General features: G+C 58.2%; 14 protein-coding genes, 1 tRNA gene and 1 pseudogene. 10 read left to right on the top strand and 6 right to left on the bottom strand.

The window, feature by feature from the left end:
* Positions 1–40 precede the first annotated feature (40 nt).
* The 3 genes from rpoD to CRO75_RS10280 all read left to right on the top strand — a co-directional run bounded on the left by rpoD (position 41) and on the right by CRO75_RS10280 (position 5,845).
* Positions 41–1,888 carry an RNA polymerase sigma factor RpoD gene (gene rpoD, locus CRO75_RS10270; RefSeq protein ID WP_097135149.1) on the top strand — a complete coding sequence of 616 codons (1,848 nt, stop codon included), beginning with the start codon at positions 41–43 and terminating at the stop codon, positions 1,886–1,888.
* Positions 1,889–2,009: 121 nt separating this feature from the next.
* Positions 2,010–5,753, top strand: a complete 3,744-nt coding sequence (locus CRO75_RS10275; RefSeq protein WP_097135150.1) for a bifunctional diguanylate cyclase/phosphodiesterase — start codon at positions 2,010–2,012, stop codon at positions 5,751–5,753.
* 15 nt (positions 5,754–5,768) lie between these two features.
* Positions 5,769–5,845 (top strand) — tRNA-Ile (locus tag CRO75_RS10280).
* On the opposite strand, the gene CRO75_RS33600 is transcribed toward CRO75_RS10280, so the two are convergent.
* Both CRO75_RS33600 and CRO75_RS10290 read right to left on the bottom strand, forming a co-directional pair.
* Positions 5,802–6,947, bottom strand: coding sequence for a tyrosine-type recombinase/integrase (locus CRO75_RS33600; RefSeq protein ID WP_097135252.1), 1,146 nt, complete (start codon positions 6,945–6,947; stop codon positions 5,802–5,804). The two genes, CRO75_RS10280 and CRO75_RS33600, sit on opposite strands and share 44 nt — an antisense overlap.
* A 2-nt stretch (positions 6,948–6,949) precedes the next feature.
* On the bottom strand, positions 6,950–7,186 hold the full coding sequence (locus CRO75_RS10290; protein WP_097135151.1) for a helix-turn-helix transcriptional regulator: 237 nt from the start codon (positions 7,184–7,186) through the stop codon (positions 6,950–6,952).
* 69 nt (positions 7,187–7,255) lie between these two features.
* Between CRO75_RS10290 and CRO75_RS10295 the strand changes: the two genes are divergently transcribed.
* The 3 genes and pseudogenes from CRO75_RS10295 (at position 7,256) to CRO75_RS10305 (ending at position 8,900) form a co-directional block, all read left to right on the top strand.
* Positions 7,256–7,528, top strand: a complete 273-nt coding sequence (locus CRO75_RS10295; RefSeq protein WP_097135152.1) for a hypothetical protein — start codon at positions 7,256–7,258, stop codon at positions 7,526–7,528.
* Positions 7,513–7,956: pseudogene (locus CRO75_RS10300) on the top strand (hypothetical protein); the annotation flags it as partial. The gene CRO75_RS10295 and the pseudogene CRO75_RS10300, both read left to right, overlap by 16 nt.
* Positions 7,929–8,900: a hypothetical protein gene (locus tag CRO75_RS10305; RefSeq protein ID WP_097135153.1), complete on the top strand. Its 972-nt coding sequence runs from the start codon at positions 7,929–7,931 to the stop codon at positions 8,898–8,900. The pseudogene CRO75_RS10300 and the gene CRO75_RS10305, both read left to right, overlap by 28 nt.
* Before the next feature lie 72 nt (positions 8,901–8,972).
* On the opposite strand, the gene CRO75_RS10310 is transcribed toward CRO75_RS10305, so the two are convergent.
* From CRO75_RS10310 to CRO75_RS33605, 3 genes are all read right to left on the bottom strand, one after another.
* Positions 8,973–10,040 (bottom strand): TcdA/TcdB catalytic glycosyltransferase domain-containing protein, encoded by a 1,068-nt coding sequence (locus CRO75_RS10310; RefSeq protein ID WP_097135154.1) that lies wholly within the window; start codon positions 10,038–10,040, stop codon positions 8,973–8,975.
* Positions 10,041–10,541: 501 nt separating this feature from the next.
* Positions 10,542–10,982 carry a hypothetical protein gene (locus tag CRO75_RS10315; RefSeq protein ID WP_345789166.1) on the bottom strand — a complete coding sequence of 147 codons (441 nt, stop codon included), beginning with the start codon at positions 10,980–10,982 and terminating at the stop codon, positions 10,542–10,544.
* On the bottom strand, positions 10,976–11,182 hold the full coding sequence (locus CRO75_RS33605; RefSeq protein ID WP_345789167.1) for a hypothetical protein: 207 nt from the start codon (positions 11,180–11,182) through the stop codon (positions 10,976–10,978). The genes CRO75_RS10315 and CRO75_RS33605 overlap by 7 nt, the downstream gene beginning before the upstream one ends.
* A gap of 224 nt (positions 11,183–11,406) precedes the next feature.
* On the opposite strand from CRO75_RS33605, the gene CRO75_RS10320 reads away from it, so the two are divergent.
* From CRO75_RS10320 to CRO75_RS10330, 4 genes are all read left to right on the top strand, one after another.
* The gene (locus CRO75_RS10320; protein WP_028681531.1) at positions 11,407–11,589 is read left to right on the top strand and encodes a type II toxin-antitoxin system HicA family toxin; all 183 of its coding nucleotides are present in this window, start codon (positions 11,407–11,409) and stop codon (positions 11,587–11,589) included.
* Positions 11,590–11,622: 33 nt separating this feature from the next.
* Positions 11,623–12,048 carry a type II toxin-antitoxin system HicB family antitoxin gene (locus tag CRO75_RS10325; protein WP_097135155.1) on the top strand — a complete coding sequence of 142 codons (426 nt, stop codon included), beginning with the start codon at positions 11,623–11,625 and terminating at the stop codon, positions 12,046–12,048.
* A gap of 542 nt (positions 12,049–12,590) precedes the next feature.
* The gene (locus tag CRO75_RS32530) at positions 12,591–12,782 is read left to right on the top strand and encodes a hypothetical protein (RefSeq protein ID WP_124372872.1); all 192 of its coding nucleotides are present in this window, start codon (positions 12,591–12,593) and stop codon (positions 12,780–12,782) included.
* Between the two features lie 450 nt (positions 12,783–13,232).
* Positions 13,233–14,018: a lipopolysaccharide biosynthesis protein gene (locus tag CRO75_RS10330; protein WP_239990568.1), complete on the top strand. Its 786-nt coding sequence runs from the start codon at positions 13,233–13,235 to the stop codon at positions 14,016–14,018.
* 82 nt (positions 14,019–14,100) lie between these two features.
* Here the strand turns inward: CRO75_RS10330 and CRO75_RS10335 are convergent, their stop codons facing one another.
* Complete coding sequence (locus CRO75_RS10335; protein WP_097135157.1) at positions 14,101–16,467, bottom strand: glucose/quinate/shikimate family membrane-bound PQQ-dependent dehydrogenase; 2,367 nt, start codon at positions 16,465–16,467, stop codon at positions 14,101–14,103.
* Positions 16,468–16,523: the final 56 nt, after the last annotated feature.

The raw sequence follows: 16,523 nt of genomic DNA on the forward strand, positions 1-16,523 counted from the left end.
TTGTTTTTTGCCCGCCAAGACCTTCAGTGGATAGGGTGTTATGTCCGGAAAAGCGCAACAGCAGTCTCGCCTCAAAGAGTTGATCAGCCGTGGTCGTGAGCAGGGTTACCTGACTTACGCGGAGGTCAACGACCACCTGCCGGAGGATATTTCAGATCCGGAACAGGTGGAAGACATCATCCGCATGATCAACGACATGGGGATCAACGTATTCGAGAGTGCTCCGGATGCGGATGCCCTTTTGTTGGCCGAAGCCGATACCGACGAAGCAGCAGCTGAAGAAGCCGCCGCAGCGTTGGCGGCTGTGGAAACCGACATTGGTCGCACTACCGACCCAGTGCGTATGTACATGCGCGAAATGGGTACGGTAGAGCTGCTCACACGTGAAGGCGAAATCGAAATCGCCAAGCGTATCGAAGAGGGCATCCGTGAAGTGATGGGCGCGATCGCGCACTTCCCTGGCACGGTTGAGCACATCCTCTCCGAATACACTCGCGTCACCACCGAAGGTGGTCGCCTGTCCGACGTCCTGAGCGGTTACATCGACCCGGACGACGGCATCGCGCCGCCTGCCGCCGAAGTACCACCGCCTGTCGATGCCAAGGCCGCGAAAGCGGACGACGACACCGACGACGATGACGCCGAAGCCAGTGACGACGAAGAAGAAGCCGAAAGCGGTCCGGATCCGGTCATCGCAGCCCAGCGCTTTGGCGCCGTTGCCGACCAGATGGAAATCACCCGCAAGGCGCTGAAAAAGCACGGTCGTGAACACAAGCAAGCCCTGGCTGAAATGCTGGCCCTGGCTGAACTGTTCATGCCGATCAAACTGGTTCCGAAGCAATTCGAAAGCCTGGTTGAACGCGTTCGTAGCGCCCTGGATCGCCTGCGTCAGCAAGAGCGCGCGATCATGCAACTCTGTGTTCGTGATGCTCGCATGCCACGCGCCGACTTCCTGCGCCAGTTCCCTGGCAATGAAGTGGACGAAAGCTGGTCCGACGCACTGGCCAAAGGCAAGGCCAAGTACGCCGAAGCCATCGGTCGCCTGCAGCCGGACATCATTCGTTGCCAGCAGAAGCTGACCGCGCTCGAGACCGAGACCGGCCTGACGATCGCCGAGATCAAGGACATCAACCGTCGCATGTCGATCGGCGAAGCCAAGGCCCGTCGCGCGAAGAAAGAGATGGTCGAAGCCAACTTGCGTCTGGTGATCTCCATCGCCAAGAAGTACACCAACCGTGGCCTGCAGTTCCTCGACCTGATCCAGGAAGGCAACATCGGCTTGATGAAAGCGGTAGACAAGTTCGAATACCGTCGCGGCTACAAGTTCTCGACTTATGCCACCTGGTGGATCCGTCAGGCGATCACTCGCTCGATCGCCGACCAGGCCCGCACCATCCGTATTCCGGTGCACATGATCGAGACGATCAACAAGCTCAACCGTATTTCCCGGCAGATGCTGCAGGAAATGGGTCGCGAACCGACCCCGGAAGAGCTGGGCGAACGCATGGAAATGCCTGAGGACAAGATCCGCAAGGTATTGAAGATCGCTAAAGAGCCGATCTCCATGGAAACCCCGATCGGTGATGACGAAGACTCCCATCTGGGCGACTTCATCGAAGACTCGACCATGCAGTCGCCAATCGATGTCGCTACCGTTGAGAGCCTCAAGGAAGCGACTCGCGAAGTACTCTCCGGCCTCACTGCCCGTGAAGCCAAGGTACTGCGCATGCGCTTCGGCATCGACATGAATACCGACCACACCCTCGAGGAAGTCGGTAAGCAGTTCGACGTTACCCGTGAGCGGATTCGCCAGATCGAAGCCAAGGCGCTGCGCAAGCTGCGCCACCCGACGAGAAGCGAGCACCTGCGCTCCTTCCTCGACGAGTAATACCAAGACCCCCAGCCCTGCTGGGGGTTTTGTTTTGTGCAGTTTAAAACTCCCCGCGCCTCACTCCCTCCGGATTGCCCGTCTACACTCGAAACATTCCCCGTGTCATAACGAGACCGTTATGCCCAGACTGCCGACCGTGCTGGTGCTGTCGCTGCTCGCCTGGACCGCAACGGCCGGCGCGCTGACGCTCACCGATGAAGAACGTGGCTGGCTTTCCGCCCATCCGGAATTGCGCCTGGGCGTCGACGCTTCGTGGCCGCCCTTCGAATATCGCGATGAGGAAGGGCGCTACCAGGGCCTTGCGGCGGACTATATCCATCTGATCCAGGATCGCCTGGCGATCACGCTCAAACCGATAGAACCCGCCAGCTGGAGCGAAGTGCTCGAAACCGCGAAAAAGGGCAAGCTGGACCTGCTGCCGGGCATCATGTCGACCCCGGAACGGCAAAACTATCTGGCTTTCACCCGCCCGTACCTCGATTTCCCCATTGTGATCCTGGCCCATAAAGGCGGCGCGCAACCTCGCAAGCTCCAGGACCTGTACGGCCTGAAGATCGCCGTCGTGGAGAATTACGCCCCCCATGAACTGCTGCGCACCCACCATCCCGACCTGAACCTGGTCGCCCTGCCCAATGTGAGTTCGGCCTTGCAGGCACTGGCCCTCAATCAGGTCGATGCCGTGGTCGGCGACCTGGCTTCCAGTGTCTGGAGCCTGCGGCAGTTGAAGCTCGACGGGCTCTATGTCAGTGGCGAGACGCCCTACCGCTATCAGCTGGCCATGGGCGTCCCCCGCGACAGCAAGATACTGGTAGGCATTCTCGACAAGGTGCTGGCTGACATAAGCCCAGCGGAGGTCAACGAGATCCAGCAGCGCTGGGTGGGCAATGTGCTCGACCACCGTTCGTTCTGGTCGGACCTGCTGTTCTATGGCCTGCCAGGGCTGCTCCTGCTGTTTGCCATTCTGGCGGCAGTGATCCGCATCAACCGCCGGCTGAGCTCCGAGATCGCAAGGCGCGTGGCTTTGGAACAGGAGCTGCGCAGCAGCGAATACCATTACCGCGGCCTGGTCGAAAGCCTTTCGGCGATCGCCTGGGAAGCGCGTATCAGCGACTTCACCTACAGCTACGTGTCGCCCCATGCCGAGCAATTGCTGGGCTATCCCCTTTCGCACTGGCTGATTCCCGGGTTCTGGAGAAACATCATCCACCCCGCCGACCTGACGCGTGCCCAGCACTTCTGCGACCACGAAGTCCTGGCCGGGCGCGATCACAGTCTGGATTACCGAGTAATCACCGCCGACGGCCGCTGCCTGTGGGTTCGCGACATCGTCAGCCTGATCGAGCATGGGCATGAACCGATCATGCGCGGCTTGATGATCGACATCAGCGAGACAAAACGCACCGAAGAGGCCCTGCAGCTCTCGGAACAGAAATTCGCCTCGGTCTTCCAACAGTGCCCGGACATCCTGGTCATTGCCCGCCTGTCGGATGGCTGCCTGCTGGAGGTCAACGAGGCGTTCGAGGAACAGATCGGCCTGAGTGCCGAGCAAGTCATCGGCCAAACGGCCACCGAGCTGAATATCTGGGGTATTCAGGGCGTCGGCCCGGGGCTGCTGCAACGCTTGCAGGCCGGCAGTATCCGTAACCTGGAAATGCCCTTTCGGCGCAGCAACGGCCAGCTGTTCACCGGGCTGATCTCCGCCGAACCCTTCGACCTCGACACTACGCCCGCCCTGGTCGTGGTGGTTCGCGACATCAGCCAGTTGAAGGAAACCCAACAGCAGCTGCAAACCTCAGAAGAGAAGTTCGCCAAGGCTTTTCACGCCTCGCCGGACGGCCTGCTGCTAAGCCGCCAGCGCGACGGCTTGCTGATAGAGGTCAACGAAGGTTTCAGTCGTATCACCGGCTTCAATAGCGCCATGTCCGTCGACCGTTCCACGCTGGAGCTGGGCATCTGGGTCAACCTCAACGAGCGCCGGCAGATGCTCGACCTGATGCAGCGGGATGGCTTCGTACGCGACTTCAGCTGCCATATTCGCCGCAATGACGGTCAGATCCGCCTCTGCGAGCTCTCGAGCCGGCCGCTGCCGATCGGCGACGAAGACTGCATGCTGACCATCGCCCGCGACATCACCGAGCGCCATCTGATGCAGGAGAAGCTGCAACAGGCCGCCACCGTGTTCGAGAGCACCGCTGAAGGCGTACTGATCACCGATACCCAGCAGCACATCAGCGCGGTCAATCGGGCATTCACCGAAATCACCGGCTACAGCGAAACCGAAGCCCTGGGCCACACCCCGCGCCTGCTGGCTTCCGGCCTGCATGACAGCGCCTTTTACGCCGCCATGTGGCACCAACTGACCGCCGAAGGTCATTGGCAAGGGGAAATCTGCAATCGACGCAAAAATGGCGAGCTGTATCCCAGCTGGCTGACCATCAGCGCGGTGCGCAACAAAGACCGGTTCATCACCCACTTCGTCGCGGTATTCGCCGATATTTCCAGCCTCAAGCACGCCCAGGCCAAGCTCGATTACCAGGCGCACCATGATCCGCTGACCGGCCTGCCGAACCGCACCCTGTTCGAAAACCGCCTGCTGACCGCCCTCAACAACCAGCAGGAGAACGGTGGCCAGGGCGCCGTGCTGTTTCTCGACCTGGACCGCTTCAAGCACATCAACGACAGTCTCGGCCACCCGATCGGCGACCTGCTGCTCAAGGGCATTGCCGTGCGCCTGAAAGAACAACTGCGGGATATCGACACCGTGGCCCGCCTGGGTGGCGACGAGTTCATCATCCTGCTACCCGGGCTGCAGCAGCCCAGCGATGCCGACCACATCGCCAACAAGCTGCTGAACTGCTTCACCGCGCCGTTCCAGGCCGGCGAGCACGAGTTTTTCATCAGCGCCAGCATCGGTACCAGCCTCTACCCCAAGGACGGTTGCGACGTGGCCACCCTGGTCAAGAACGCCGACGCCGCCATGTACCGCTCCAAGGCCAAGGGCCGCAACCGGGTCGAAAGCTACACCCGCGACCTGACCGCCCAGGCCAGCGAGCGCGTGGCCCTGGAACATGAACTGCGGCGAGCCATCGAGCGCAACGAGCTGTATCTCTACTACCAACCCAAGATCAGGCTGAGCGATCACGAGCTGGTAGGAGCCGAAGCCCTGATTCGCTGGCATCACCCAACCTTTGGCGATGTCCCGCCCGAGCACTTCATCCCCCTGGCCGAAGAGAACGGCATGATCCTGCAGATCGGCGACTGGGTGCTGGAACACGCCTGCCAACAGTTGCGCAAGTGGAACGAGCACTACGACAGCTTCGGCCCGCTCTCGGCCAACCTCGCCGGCGCTCAGTTGCGCCAACCGAACCTGCTGGGGCGGATTGAACAATTGCTGAAAGACAACCGCCTCAAACCCGGATTCCTGCAACTGGAAATCACCGAGAATTTCATCATGAGCCAGGCCGAGGAAGCCCTGGAGGTTCTGCACCAACTCAAGCGCCTGGGCGTTCAGCTGGCCATCGACGACTTCGGTACCGGCTACTCGTCCCTGAGCTACCTCAAGCGCCTGCCGCTGGATTTCCTGAAAATCGATCAATCCTTCGTCCGCGGCCTGCCCGATGCCCCCCACGATGTGGCGATCGTGCGGGCCATCATCGCCCTGGGCCGCAGCATGCAATTCACCGTGATCGCCGAAGGCGTGGAAACCCATGACCAGCAGGTATTTCTCGGGAACGAAGGCTGCGAACAGATCCAGGGCTACATCATCAGCCTGCCGCTAAGCGCCGACGAATTCGCCGCGACCTTTCTACGCCTTCCCGTTTCGGATTTTTCGGATAGCACAGCCGAGAAACCGTCGCTATAATCCGCAGCCTACTGAGGGCCTATAGCTCAGTCGGTTAGAGCAGAGGACTCATAATCCTTTGGTCCACGGTTCGAGTCCGTGTGGGCCCACCAACTTGAAAGCCGCGCATTGCGCGGCTTTTGCGTATCTAGCAGATGGCTTTAGGCCGTCTCGACCGCTTCCAAAGCAGCAATAGTGTCCACGATGAAACGCCAAAGGGTTGAGATTGACCACTTCGGCCATGTGACCAGGACTGAAATGAGCGTACTTTTGCGTCATGGATAGGCTGGCATGACCAAGCACTTTCTGAAGGGTGATTATGTCGCCGCCATTCATCATGTAGTGACTGGCGAAGGTATGACGCAATACGTGGGTCAGTTGCCCTGCTGGTAGGTCCAGCTTCGCAATTTCGACAGCCCGCCGGAATATGTCATAGCAAGGCTTGAACGGTAGGGCCTTCAACAGACGCCGTTCCAGCTCCTTGGAGATTGGCACAGTACGATTCTTGCTCGACTTCGTCTTGTGGTACTGGATGCGCTGCTGGCGCACCTGGCGCGGCTGTAGCCCCTCTGCCTCCCCCCAACGGGCCCCCGTGGACAAACACACCTCGACGATCAGCAGCGTGTCACTGTCCAGGGCTTGCACGCACTCCAGGAAAGGGCCGATCTGCTCAAGAAGCAGGTATGCCATCTCAGTTTCATCAAACCGGAGCCCGCGCACGTTTCCCAGCGGGTTGTCCCCATGCCATTCCCCTAAACGCTTCAGCTCGTTGAATACCGCCCGCATGTAAGCCAGCTCATGGTTCAGCATATTCGCGCTTACCGGCCGGCCGGGCTGCCCCTTCTTCGTGTACCTGGAATGCTTACCCTCGGCACGCTCAGCGCGGTATTGCGCAAAGTGTGAGGCGTTGAACTGCGAGGCCTTGGGGTTGCCCATACGCTCGGCCATCAGATCCAGCAGATCTCTGCGCTGCTCCCCACTCTTTAACGTCTTGCCGTGGAGTGTGAACCAGCGATCAATCAGGTCCGTCAGCCTGCGCGGGTCATCCTTCGGTTTCTTCTCGAACTCCCCCCGCGCACCATCGCCCATGACGCGATTCTGGTAATAGAGCGCCTCATTTTTGCTTCGGAACTTCTTCCGAATGCGCGGCCCGTTTCGCCCCTCTGGCCGGCAGTCCACCAACCATTCACCGTCCGCCGTTTTCTTAATCGACATGATTAGACCGGGCTGACCTGGCCTGACTCTGGCGCGACATCACCAGTCACCAGCCACAGAGCGTATTTCTTGAAACGCGGGTGGTTTTCGACCTTGAGGAATGGTGCAAGCCCCATATCTGTTATGCCCGCGTCGTACTTCTTCCAGCTGCTGATGCTTATTTCCAGCATTTCGCAGAACTCACTCTGAGTGAGGCCTTCCTTAGCTCGTATGGCTTTCATTTTTGCCGGCAAATCCAATGCGCACCCCTCTTGACAGGCTCCAACATTGGAACTTTGATCCCCAATATCCCGACAGAGGTTAGCAGAATGCAGATCACCATCGACACGCCCTACGTCACTGTAGGCGAATATGCCAAGCGCTCAGGGCAGTCAGATTCCGCCATCCGGCGCGAGATCGAGCTGGGCCGTTACCTCATTCGCCCGAAGACCGAAGGGTCTAAGTCGGCCGTGCTCATCAACATGGTGCACATCGCCATGGAAGCTGCCGAACAAGCGGAACGTGTTCGCCAGGCGAAGACGGATGTCAGCCAGAAGATGCCAAGCAACGGCACATTGATGCCGGCAACCCGTTGCCGCTGAACCTGCGCCATGTCGATTTGCGCGCCGTCCTGGGCGAGATCAGCGAACAGACCGGGCTGCGCTTCCGTGTTCCGGAACGGCCCTATGCCAGCGTCAAGGCCCCGTTTTTCTACAGCCTGGCGGCCGGCTACCAGGCCATGGACAGCCTGGCCCGGGTGTTCAACATCCCCGACTTCATTTGGCAGCAGCAGGGCGACGGCGAAGTCTTCGTGGGCAGTTGGGCGGATAGCTTCTTCGGCGCCCGGCCGCCGCTCCAACTGCCCGTCGAGCTGTTCGACGGCTACCAGGGCAATCAAAGCGCGATGGTCGCGGCCCTTCCCGGGTTGCGACCAGGTGCAACAATCAACCAAGGCGAGCGCATCACCAACGTGACGCTTGTTCACAGTCAAATGGCGATCAAATGGACGACGCAATCCGTCGCAGTGTAGAACGGCAATTTCCAGAACTGACCGGGGGCTACCACCTGCCGCGCTTTGCCCAGGTGGTCGGTGTGGCCGATGCTCCGACGGCTGCGGGGATTTGCGACGACTTCCGGCCGCGCTATGCGGTGGATATCCAGGTCCTGGGCCCTGATGGCGAGCCCGACACATCGTTGCCAATACTCGCCGGCGTACCGCTGCCATTGCCCACGGGCGGCGAGGAAATGGGCATCTATGCCTTCCCCGAGGAAAACACCACGGTGGTGGTGTTCTTCGCCTATGGTCTGCCGCACAAACCCTACATACAGACGATCCTGCCGCACGGGTTGAGCATGCCCCGGGTTCCGAAAGGCGACCAGGTCTGGCAGCACAGCGAGGCGTGCCAGCAGCGAGTCGACGCCGACGGCAATTGGCTACGCCAGACCGATGGCAAGATTCAGGACAAGGCGATTGAGCGCGAAGTGGAAGCCTTGGGCAACACTGAGCGCTATCAGAACCACGCGCAGACGATCGACGACCATTCAACCGAGTCAGTGGGAGGGGTGAAGACGATCGAGGCCCTGGGCGCGCTCAAGCTGCTTTCCGGCGGCACTGCGAGCCTGGCGGCCGTGGACGATCTGCACCAGGCCACCGGCCGGGACTTGAACCTGGTGGTGGGGCAGAAGCATAACGCCACGGTGGGCGGCGACATGCAGGAGCAGATCCAGGGCATGCGCCGGAGCATTGCGGAAAAGAGTCAGCGCCTGCAGGCGCCCAAGACCTGGTTGGGGTCTGAATCGGTAAACGTGTTGCAGGTGCTATGTGACTTGATCGACCTAGTGGACCAGATGAACGTCCAGCTGGCCGGACACGCTCACGCATTGAGCCCGCCGCCGAACAATGCAGCGGAATTCACAACCGCTTCTGCTATTGCCAAACAGCAGACCATGAAGTTGAGGCCAATAACACTCTAATCCACTAAGCAGAAGACCCACCGACAAAATATCACTAGAGAAACTCAATATCTTGCTGCCAATTTCAAGCAATCATCCAATCGATGCACGCCTGCTTTTTTCGGGAGTGTTGACCCAGCTTTCACCTCCTGCATCTAACCTGGGAGCAAAATTTCTGCGCCATAGTGAGCCCATATCTTTATACATCTTATTGAGGGGGAGGTTAGGTAGATCATTAGAAATATGACCAAATTTTTCTAAAGGTACAGTCTCATAAGGAGCGTTGTTGTCCACCCCAACTTCAACTCTGACTATCCCTGGCCCAGTAGTGTGTATCGTTAACAACTTGCGACTGTAGAACTTCTCCCCACTGGAACGTTTGTCCTTCCACATTTTCATATTGTCTGATGATACGCTGCCATTATAATAGCTATCTACAATTCCATCGAGTAAATTACCAACAGGGCGTGATTGCCTCGTACTCGCCATTACTCCATTTGACGTCATTTCATGCATTTGATGGATGGCGATTCCAGTTTTTGTGCTAAGGGGACCTATATTCTCGCCAACAGCCACGTCAGCGTCCATATATAATCCGCCATACGTATATAAGATTACTAAGCGAATGATATCACTCGCAGACGCATAGTTTTTGTAAGGACCATTTTTTTCACGTTCGACAATAGACTCTACTTTATTGCTGTTGGGGTACACCTTTGAGAAGTCAGAGAGCAAATCGCTTGAGCTTCTAATGCGTATACCTTTCATTATAAGTGCTCTCGTGGCGAGGTGTCGACCAATTGCATCACTTTCATTGTCCATCAGCGCATTCCAAGTACTTTCGATAGCCATTGGTCTGCTTGTCCATATATTCACTGTGTAGTCTGGATTGGTTTCTTTAAAGTACAATATGTTTCTCAGTGCCGACTTGGGTATATTCCCACCCTCCCAAACATAGTGAGCCTCCATGGGAACAGGCTCTCCTCTTAAGGCGCTAGCTGTGGCGTGTTCAGGCCAGTCCATCTCCTCCTCAGAAGAAAATTCATCGCTTGAACTTGATTCATTCATAAAACCAAGCTCATCTATCTCATCATCAAATGATTGGGTAGCCCTAGGTTTTCTGACCTGGCGACTTTTGGCCTTTTCTTTTGTTGTCTTCATATAGAATCCACCCTTAATTTAACAGTCATTAAAACTTATGCCACATGTTTAACTCTGTACAGTTTTGATCGGCTGCTATTGATCTGATGGTATATATCAATTTTTGATAGTCGCTTTGTATGGGGTAACTGTTTAGCTCATGCCTCTAACATATGCATAGACAAGTTTAGACACCTAAAAGATATTCGCCAACCGTATCCCCCTTCTCCACTTAAGCTCTCATCAAGCGTTTTTTGCCCTAGAAACTGACTCGAACGTCGGGCTGCGTACTAGTCTGGTCGTTTGCTCAGGCTGCAAGTCGTCGGCCTCGAGAAATGGGCAGCCAAGAAAAAATGGTCAGAAATACGCTGGAGTCTTGCGGAACAGAGTCAGCGCCTGTAGGCGCCGAAAGCGTGGATAGGAGTCAGAAGGGGTCAAGGTGCTGCAGGGAGTGCGACTTGGTCGCAGAAATGAGCACCCCGCTGGCGAGCCATACGCATGGACCGACACCGCCGCCACACTTTAAAAGTTGAGCCTGAACACCGTTCGCCAGAGGTGTTTAATCGGCGAGATACGGTGCTTGTCCCAATTGCGCTGCCACCATTCATCCTCGTTTTTCACTTCGGCCTCAATATCGCTACCGGCCAGTGTTGCCGGTTGCTGGCGGAACAGCATCGGGAAGGCGCAGTGCTGCTTTATGCGCTTCTTGAAAATCACGTCAACAGGCGTGCCGTTGTACGGGGTGTTCACCAGGATCTGACAACCCTCACGAGACAGGATATAGGCGTGCAGCGCAACGACGCGGCCCCGGGCAATAAAGGGGAACCAGGTTAGCCAGGTCCTGCCCATGCTGTACCCCAGGTGCAGCGCTTCAAATTGCTGAGTACGGATGAATTTATTGATCCAGCGGATGGGGGTCGCTTTCAGCTCATACGGTGCAACGTCGTCTTCAAAGATCAACACCCGGTCAGCTCGTGGTCGAGCGCAATCCGTGCCAGGTCCTGGTGCGACTCATAACAGCCACGGACAGGGTCTGCGTGCCGCTCCACGACATGGAACAGCACCGGGTTTCGGATCAGGCTTTGTACCGAGGCCCGGAACAGCTCTCGCCGGTCTGTTCGCTCTTTCAACGAAATGCAGTAGACAGCATCCACGTCGAACATGATTTTCCCGCCCAAGCCCTCAATCCTTTCTGACACCAACCCACTCCCACAAAAACGATGGAGGCGCGGGCTTGAGCCGCGCCTATTGCGGCGATTATGTCAAAACGATGGTGGGGATTTTTCTGAACTTATTACGAGTTAATTCCAACAATTGCGCATCATAAATGTTGCACATGCAACATAAATGATGCACAATGGCTTCACCGAAACAGCGAGGGATGCAGATGAAGTACAGCGAGTTTCGGCGATGGTTGAAAGCCCAAGGCGCGGAGTTCCAACCCGGCAAGGGCAGTCACTTCAAGGTCACCTTGAATGGCAAGTCAACCGTATTTCCAGACCACGGAGCCAAGGAAATGGGCGAAGGGTTAAGGAAATCGATAATCAAACAGCTGGGCCTCAAGGATTGAAGCCCAGCTGTACCCCGTTGGTAGAGGTGGCAAATGTTCAAGTACGCATTGGAAATTCACGAAGAGCCCGGCACCGTCTGGCTTTCGTGTGAAGAGATTCCAGAATTTCACGCTGCCGGCGACACCGTAGGCGAGGCGCTGGATAGCGCTTTGGATGCGATCGAGACGGCTCTGTCTATCTATGTCGATGAACGCCGCCCGATTCCATCTGGTAACGCCGAGGCTCAGGCAGGGCACGTTCTGTTGCGCCTTCCAGCACTCACTGCCGCAAAGGTTGCACTGTGGAACGCGGTGCTGGATGAAGGCACCACCAAGGCAGAGCTGGCGCGCCGCCTGGGAATTCAGCGGCCGCAGGTGGACCGTTTGCTGGACTTCCTGCATGACTCGAAAATCGAGAATGTCGAGCGCGCCCTGCAGGAACTCGGTCGGCGGATCTCTATCACCGTCGAAGCGGCATAAGCACCAGGTAAGCAACGACCAGGCCCCCACTGCTCTATCGGGTAGTGGGGGCTTTTTCATGCATGCAGCCACAGCCCCGGGAAAATCCGAGCGCAGAGAAAAAACTGCCGAAAAAACACTTATCCCCCTCCCGCCGACGGGCTCTGCGTCCGTTTTTTGTGCAAACCGGGTGGGTGATGCAATTGCGGCTCTAGGCCAGGCCGGCCGCAGGGTTCCCTGGGGAAGGGGTCGTTGCACGGAGTGCAAGGTTTTGCAAAGAAGTGCAGCACAGTTGCATCGCGATGCTGTGATGGGTCGCAGGGGGATATGGCGCGCGCCCTCTGATTTCATTGAGCGAAAAGCCAAAAAGTGCAGACTCGGGAAGGTTTTCCAAAATCCAACGACTCGACACAAAGCACTGAATACTTGCACCCGACGCTGTGGTGAAAAGAGCTGTATCCCTTACTGGGTATGCCTTTTACGAAACTACCTTCGTTACAAAAGCTTGCATCCATAGATCGCCTGCTAAGATGCGGCCGGTATGCTCACTTCTGGAGGCGCTCATGGATATAAACAAGCTCAGAGCAGGGAAACGAGTCAGCGTTCCTAGGGAGAAACTCGAACAAGGTAGGCCCTGGGAAGAGCCCTATGGAACGATAGTGGGAAGCTTCGACGCAAACGGCGTGTCAGTCCTCCTTGATGGTGAATGTGCAACCATCATCAGAGTTCGACCTGAAGACCTAGACGAAGAATGAAAACGTCCACAAAACGTCCACACCCATCACAAATATGAAGTAGGCATTTCCCATATATCCCTTTGAAAACAAGCGATAGCGGATAACTCCAATCAACACTTAGATTTTTTTTGGACTCATAATCCTTTGGTCCACGGTTCGAGTCCGTGTGGGTCCACCATCTTTGAAAGCCGTACATTGCGCGGCTTTTGCGTATTCAACGCGCTGCAAATCCCTCCATTCGGCCGCCAGGCCGGCAAAACGCCCGATCGTTTTTTCCAAGAAATCAGCCCTACCGCACAACTATTAAAAACCGCGACGGTCATAACCGTTCGGAAGTCGTGCATGACCGTTGTTTGGTCCTAGACTGCACTTCTATCAATGGGGGAGAGCCTGTCCTTTCCCCGGCGTGATGCACCACTTAAGCCACCCCATAATAATCAGAGTGGCCTGATGATTCGGACACAACACATGGAAGTAGTATCTACGGCGCCTTCGCCTGGCCGGGCAACGGGGTTTGCACGTTGCCGAAATATTCAGCAAGGCCCTGTTTTCATCATTGCATCCGGTAGTTCGGCAAAGGACTTCCCTATCGAAGCCTTCTCGAACATCCCGATGATCACCATGAACGGGGCCATCTCGATGTTCCGCGGGACCGGCATACAGCCCTTTTTCTATGCCTGCACCGACACCAGCTTCTCCCTCCAGCAACCCGAGCTCTTCACCCAGGCAATGGCTGTCAGTCAGCGTGTGGCGCTCTGGGAAGAACATGCCCGCACGATTCCAATCCAGCCTCGCGGCGAGCTGTTTCTGCTGAAGAAGGCGCCACGACAGACCTGGAAGCAGCGGTTGCTCAGGAGCAACCGCGACCTGGTTCGCCCTCCCCTGCTCTGGGGCAACAGGAGTCGGACCATCGGCTTCAGCAAGAATCTCGAACTGGGTTTCTTCGACGCCCGCACGGTGGCTTATCTGGCACTGCAACTCGCCTATCACGCCGGCTTCAATACGGCGATCCTGGTGGGCGTCGACCTGAATCCTGCCCAGGGGCGCTTTTATGAAACGCCAGATACCTTCAAGTCGCCCTGCGGCCTGGACCAGCACCTGCAATCGCGGATCCTGCCATCCTTGAAACTGATGTCGGACAAGGTCATGGGCAAGGATTTCTCGGTCTACAACCTGTCCCTCACGTCGAGCATCCCTACTTCGATCATTCCCAAGATCAGTCTCGACGAACTCGACAAGCTGGTTAATCGCTGAGCGTTCCATATTCGGACGGGTTGTATTCGCCCACAAAAAAACCGCGCCTTGCGCGGTTTTTCTGTAAGGCCAGTATCAGCCGTTATTCGGGCAATGCATAAGCGATCACATAGTCCCCACGGTCCGGCGACTGACGCGCGCCGCCCGCGGTCAGCAGGATGTACTGCCGGCCGGTCTTGGGCGAAACGTAGGTCATCGGCCCCGACTGGCTGCCCACCGGCAGGCGGGCTTTCCAGATTTCGTTGCCGTTGCCGGTATCGAAGGCGCGCAGGTAGAAGTCCTGGGTGCCGGCGAAGAACAACAGGCCGGACTGGGTTGCCAGGGACGCGCCCAGGGTCGGCATGCCGATCGGGATTGGCATGTGCATGCGAATGCCCAGGGGACCGGTGTCTTGCACGGTACCGACCGGCACCTGCCACACCAGCTTCCTGGTTTTCAAGTCGATGGCCGACATGGTGCCGAACGGTGGCTTCTGGCACGGAATACCGACAGGCGAGAGGAAACGCTGGCGCATCGCTCCAAACGGTGTGCCGTCCTGGGGCACCACGCCCATTTCGATACCGCTGGCCCCGGCCGCGATCTGCGCCCGCGGGATCATGTAGTTGGCCAGGCCCAGGCGCATGTCGTTGACGAACATATAGTTGCTGTTCGGGTCCACCGACACGCTGCCCCAGTTCATGCCGCCCAGGGAGCCCGGGAACTGCAAGGCATGATCCAGGCCCGGCGGGGTGTAGACACCTTCATGGCGCATGCCCTTGAACTGGATACGGCACATCAACTGGTCAAATGGCGTGGCGCCCCACATGTCCGACTCGGTCAGGGTCTGGTTGCCGATCGACGGCATCTCCACCGAGAACGGCTGGGTTGGCGAGTAGCGTTCGCCCGGCATATTGCCCTGCGGCACCGGACGCTCTTCCACCCGGGCGATAGGCACGCCGGTTTCGCGGTTGAGCAGGAAGATCTCACCCTGCTTGGTGACCTGCGCCAGCGCCGGCTGCACCCCGCCCTTGTCGTCCGGCACGTCGTACAGCAGCGGCTGCGCCGGCAGGTCGAAGTCCCACAGGTCGTGGTGAGTGGTCTGGAAGTGCCAGCGCACCTGACCGGTCTTCACGTCCAGGGCGACGATGGACGAACTCCACTTGTCGTCGAACTCCGTGCGCTGGCCAGCGAAGAAGTCTGGCGTGGCGTTGCCGGTCGGCAGGTAGACCAGGCCGAGCTTGGCGTCATAGGACATGGCCGACCAGACGTTCGGCGTACCGCGGGTGTAGGTCTCGCCCGCCGGTGGACGCTTGGTGGTGTTCGGGTTGCCCGGATCCCAGGCCCAGACCAGTTCGCCGCTGCGCACGTCGAAGGCGCGGACCACGCCCGGCGGCTCGCCGATGGAATAGTTGTCCGCCACCCGGCCGCCGACTATGACCACATTGCCGGCCACCAGCGGAGTCGAGGTCTGCTGGTAATAGCCAGGCTTCACTTCACCCATGTCGGTTTTCAGGTCGACCGTACCTTTGTCGCCGAAGTCTTCGCACGGCTTGCCGGTTTGCGCGTTGATCGCGATCAGGCGCGCATCGCCGGTCGGCAGGAACAAACGCTTGGTGCAGGCGGCCGGAGCGGCCGTTACCTCGGCGCCAGGCTCGGCGGAGGCATCGAAGTAACCCAGGCCGCGGCACCGCTGCCAGTTAGGCGCCGAGCCTTGCGGATCGAATTTCCAGCGTTCGGAGCCGGTGTCGGCGTCCAGGGCGAACACCTTGCCGTAGGCGGTGCAGGTATAGACCGTGTCACCGATCTGCAGCGGTGTGTTCTGGTCTTCGGCGCCCGCGCCGGTGCTTTGCGGAATATCGCCGGTGCGGAAAGTCCAGGCCACCTGCAACTGGTCGATGTTGCCCTTGTTGATCTGGTCCAGCGCGGCAAAACGATTGCCGGCGGTGGTGTTGCCCCAATGGGCCCAGTCTTTCTGCTCGGTACCTGGAGCCACAGGCTTGATCGCCGGCTCGCTGCTGGCCTTGACCACATGGGTCGGCACAAACATGTAGGCCAGGGTCGCCACGACACCAATGCCCAGCACGCCGGCCAGGCCATAAGCGCCACGCCCGGCGGTCGTGCCCGAAGCACGTACCAGGGTCGGGTAGACCAGCGCCACCACCAGGCCGATAACGGCGAAGGTCAGCACCCGCGAAACCAGCGGCCAGTACTCCAGCCCGGCGTCCCAGACCGCCCAGATCGCCGTCAGCACCAGCGCCACCCCATACAGCCAGGCACCGCGCGGGTTACGCCGGGCGATCAGCAGCCCGGAAACGATCATCGCCAGGCCCATCAGCAGGAAGAACCAGCTGCCGCCCAGGCTGACCAGGTACCCACCCCCGCCCGCCAGCCCCAGGCCGATCAGGGCGATCAGCACACCCAGCGCCCACAACAACCATTTGCTGCCGGTGGCAGCCCCAGAATTATTCATGTCGGAAATTTCTCCCATTCTTTGCGTGGCGCAAGAATGTACTAACCAGTTACTTA

It is taken from the genome of Pseudomonas sp. LAMO17WK12:I10, assembly GCF_900215185.1.
GTDB classification, from domain to species: Bacteria; Pseudomonadota; Gammaproteobacteria; order Pseudomonadales; family Pseudomonadaceae; genus Aquipseudomonas; species Aquipseudomonas chlororaphis.

What these genes read in the sequence shown, in the direction of transcription:
- CRO75_RS10310 (WP_097135154.1), bottom strand. Translation starts at nt 10,040, where the DNA reads ATGAAGACAACAAAAGAAAAGGCCAAAAGTCGCCAGGTCAGAAAACCT.
- rpoD (WP_097135149.1), top strand. Translation starts at nt 41, where the DNA reads ATGTCCGGAAAAGCGCAACAGCAGTCTCGCCTCAAAGAGTTGATCAGC.
- CRO75_RS33605 (WP_345789167.1), bottom strand. Translation starts at nt 11,182, where the DNA reads ATGTTCGACGTGGATGCTGTCTACTGCATTTCGTTGAAAGAGCGAACA.
- CRO75_RS33600 (WP_097135252.1), bottom strand. Translation starts at nt 6,947, where the DNA reads ATGTCGATTAAGAAAACGGCGGACGGTGAATGGTTGGTGGACTGCCGG.
- CRO75_RS10325 (WP_097135155.1), top strand. Translation starts at nt 11,623, where the DNA reads ATGTTCAAGTACGCATTGGAAATTCACGAAGAGCCCGGCACCGTCTGG.
- CRO75_RS10320 (WP_028681531.1), top strand. Translation starts at nt 11,407, where the DNA reads ATGAAGTACAGCGAGTTTCGGCGATGGTTGAAAGCCCAAGGCGCGGAG.
- CRO75_RS10275 (WP_097135150.1), top strand. Translation starts at nt 2,010, where the DNA reads ATGCCCAGACTGCCGACCGTGCTGGTGCTGTCGCTGCTCGCCTGGACC.
- CRO75_RS10330 (WP_239990568.1), top strand. Translation starts at nt 13,233, where the DNA reads ATGGAAGTAGTATCTACGGCGCCTTCGCCTGGCCGGGCAACGGGGTTT.
- CRO75_RS10305 (WP_097135153.1), top strand. Translation starts at nt 7,929, where the DNA reads ATGGACGACGCAATCCGTCGCAGTGTAGAACGGCAATTTCCAGAACTG.
- CRO75_RS32530 (WP_124372872.1), top strand. Translation starts at nt 12,591, where the DNA reads ATGGATATAAACAAGCTCAGAGCAGGGAAACGAGTCAGCGTTCCTAGG.
- CRO75_RS10295 (WP_097135152.1), top strand. Translation starts at nt 7,256, where the DNA reads ATGCAGATCACCATCGACACGCCCTACGTCACTGTAGGCGAATATGCC.
- CRO75_RS10335 (WP_097135157.1), bottom strand. Translation starts at nt 16,467, where the DNA reads ATGAATAATTCTGGGGCTGCCACCGGCAGCAAATGGTTGTTGTGGGCG.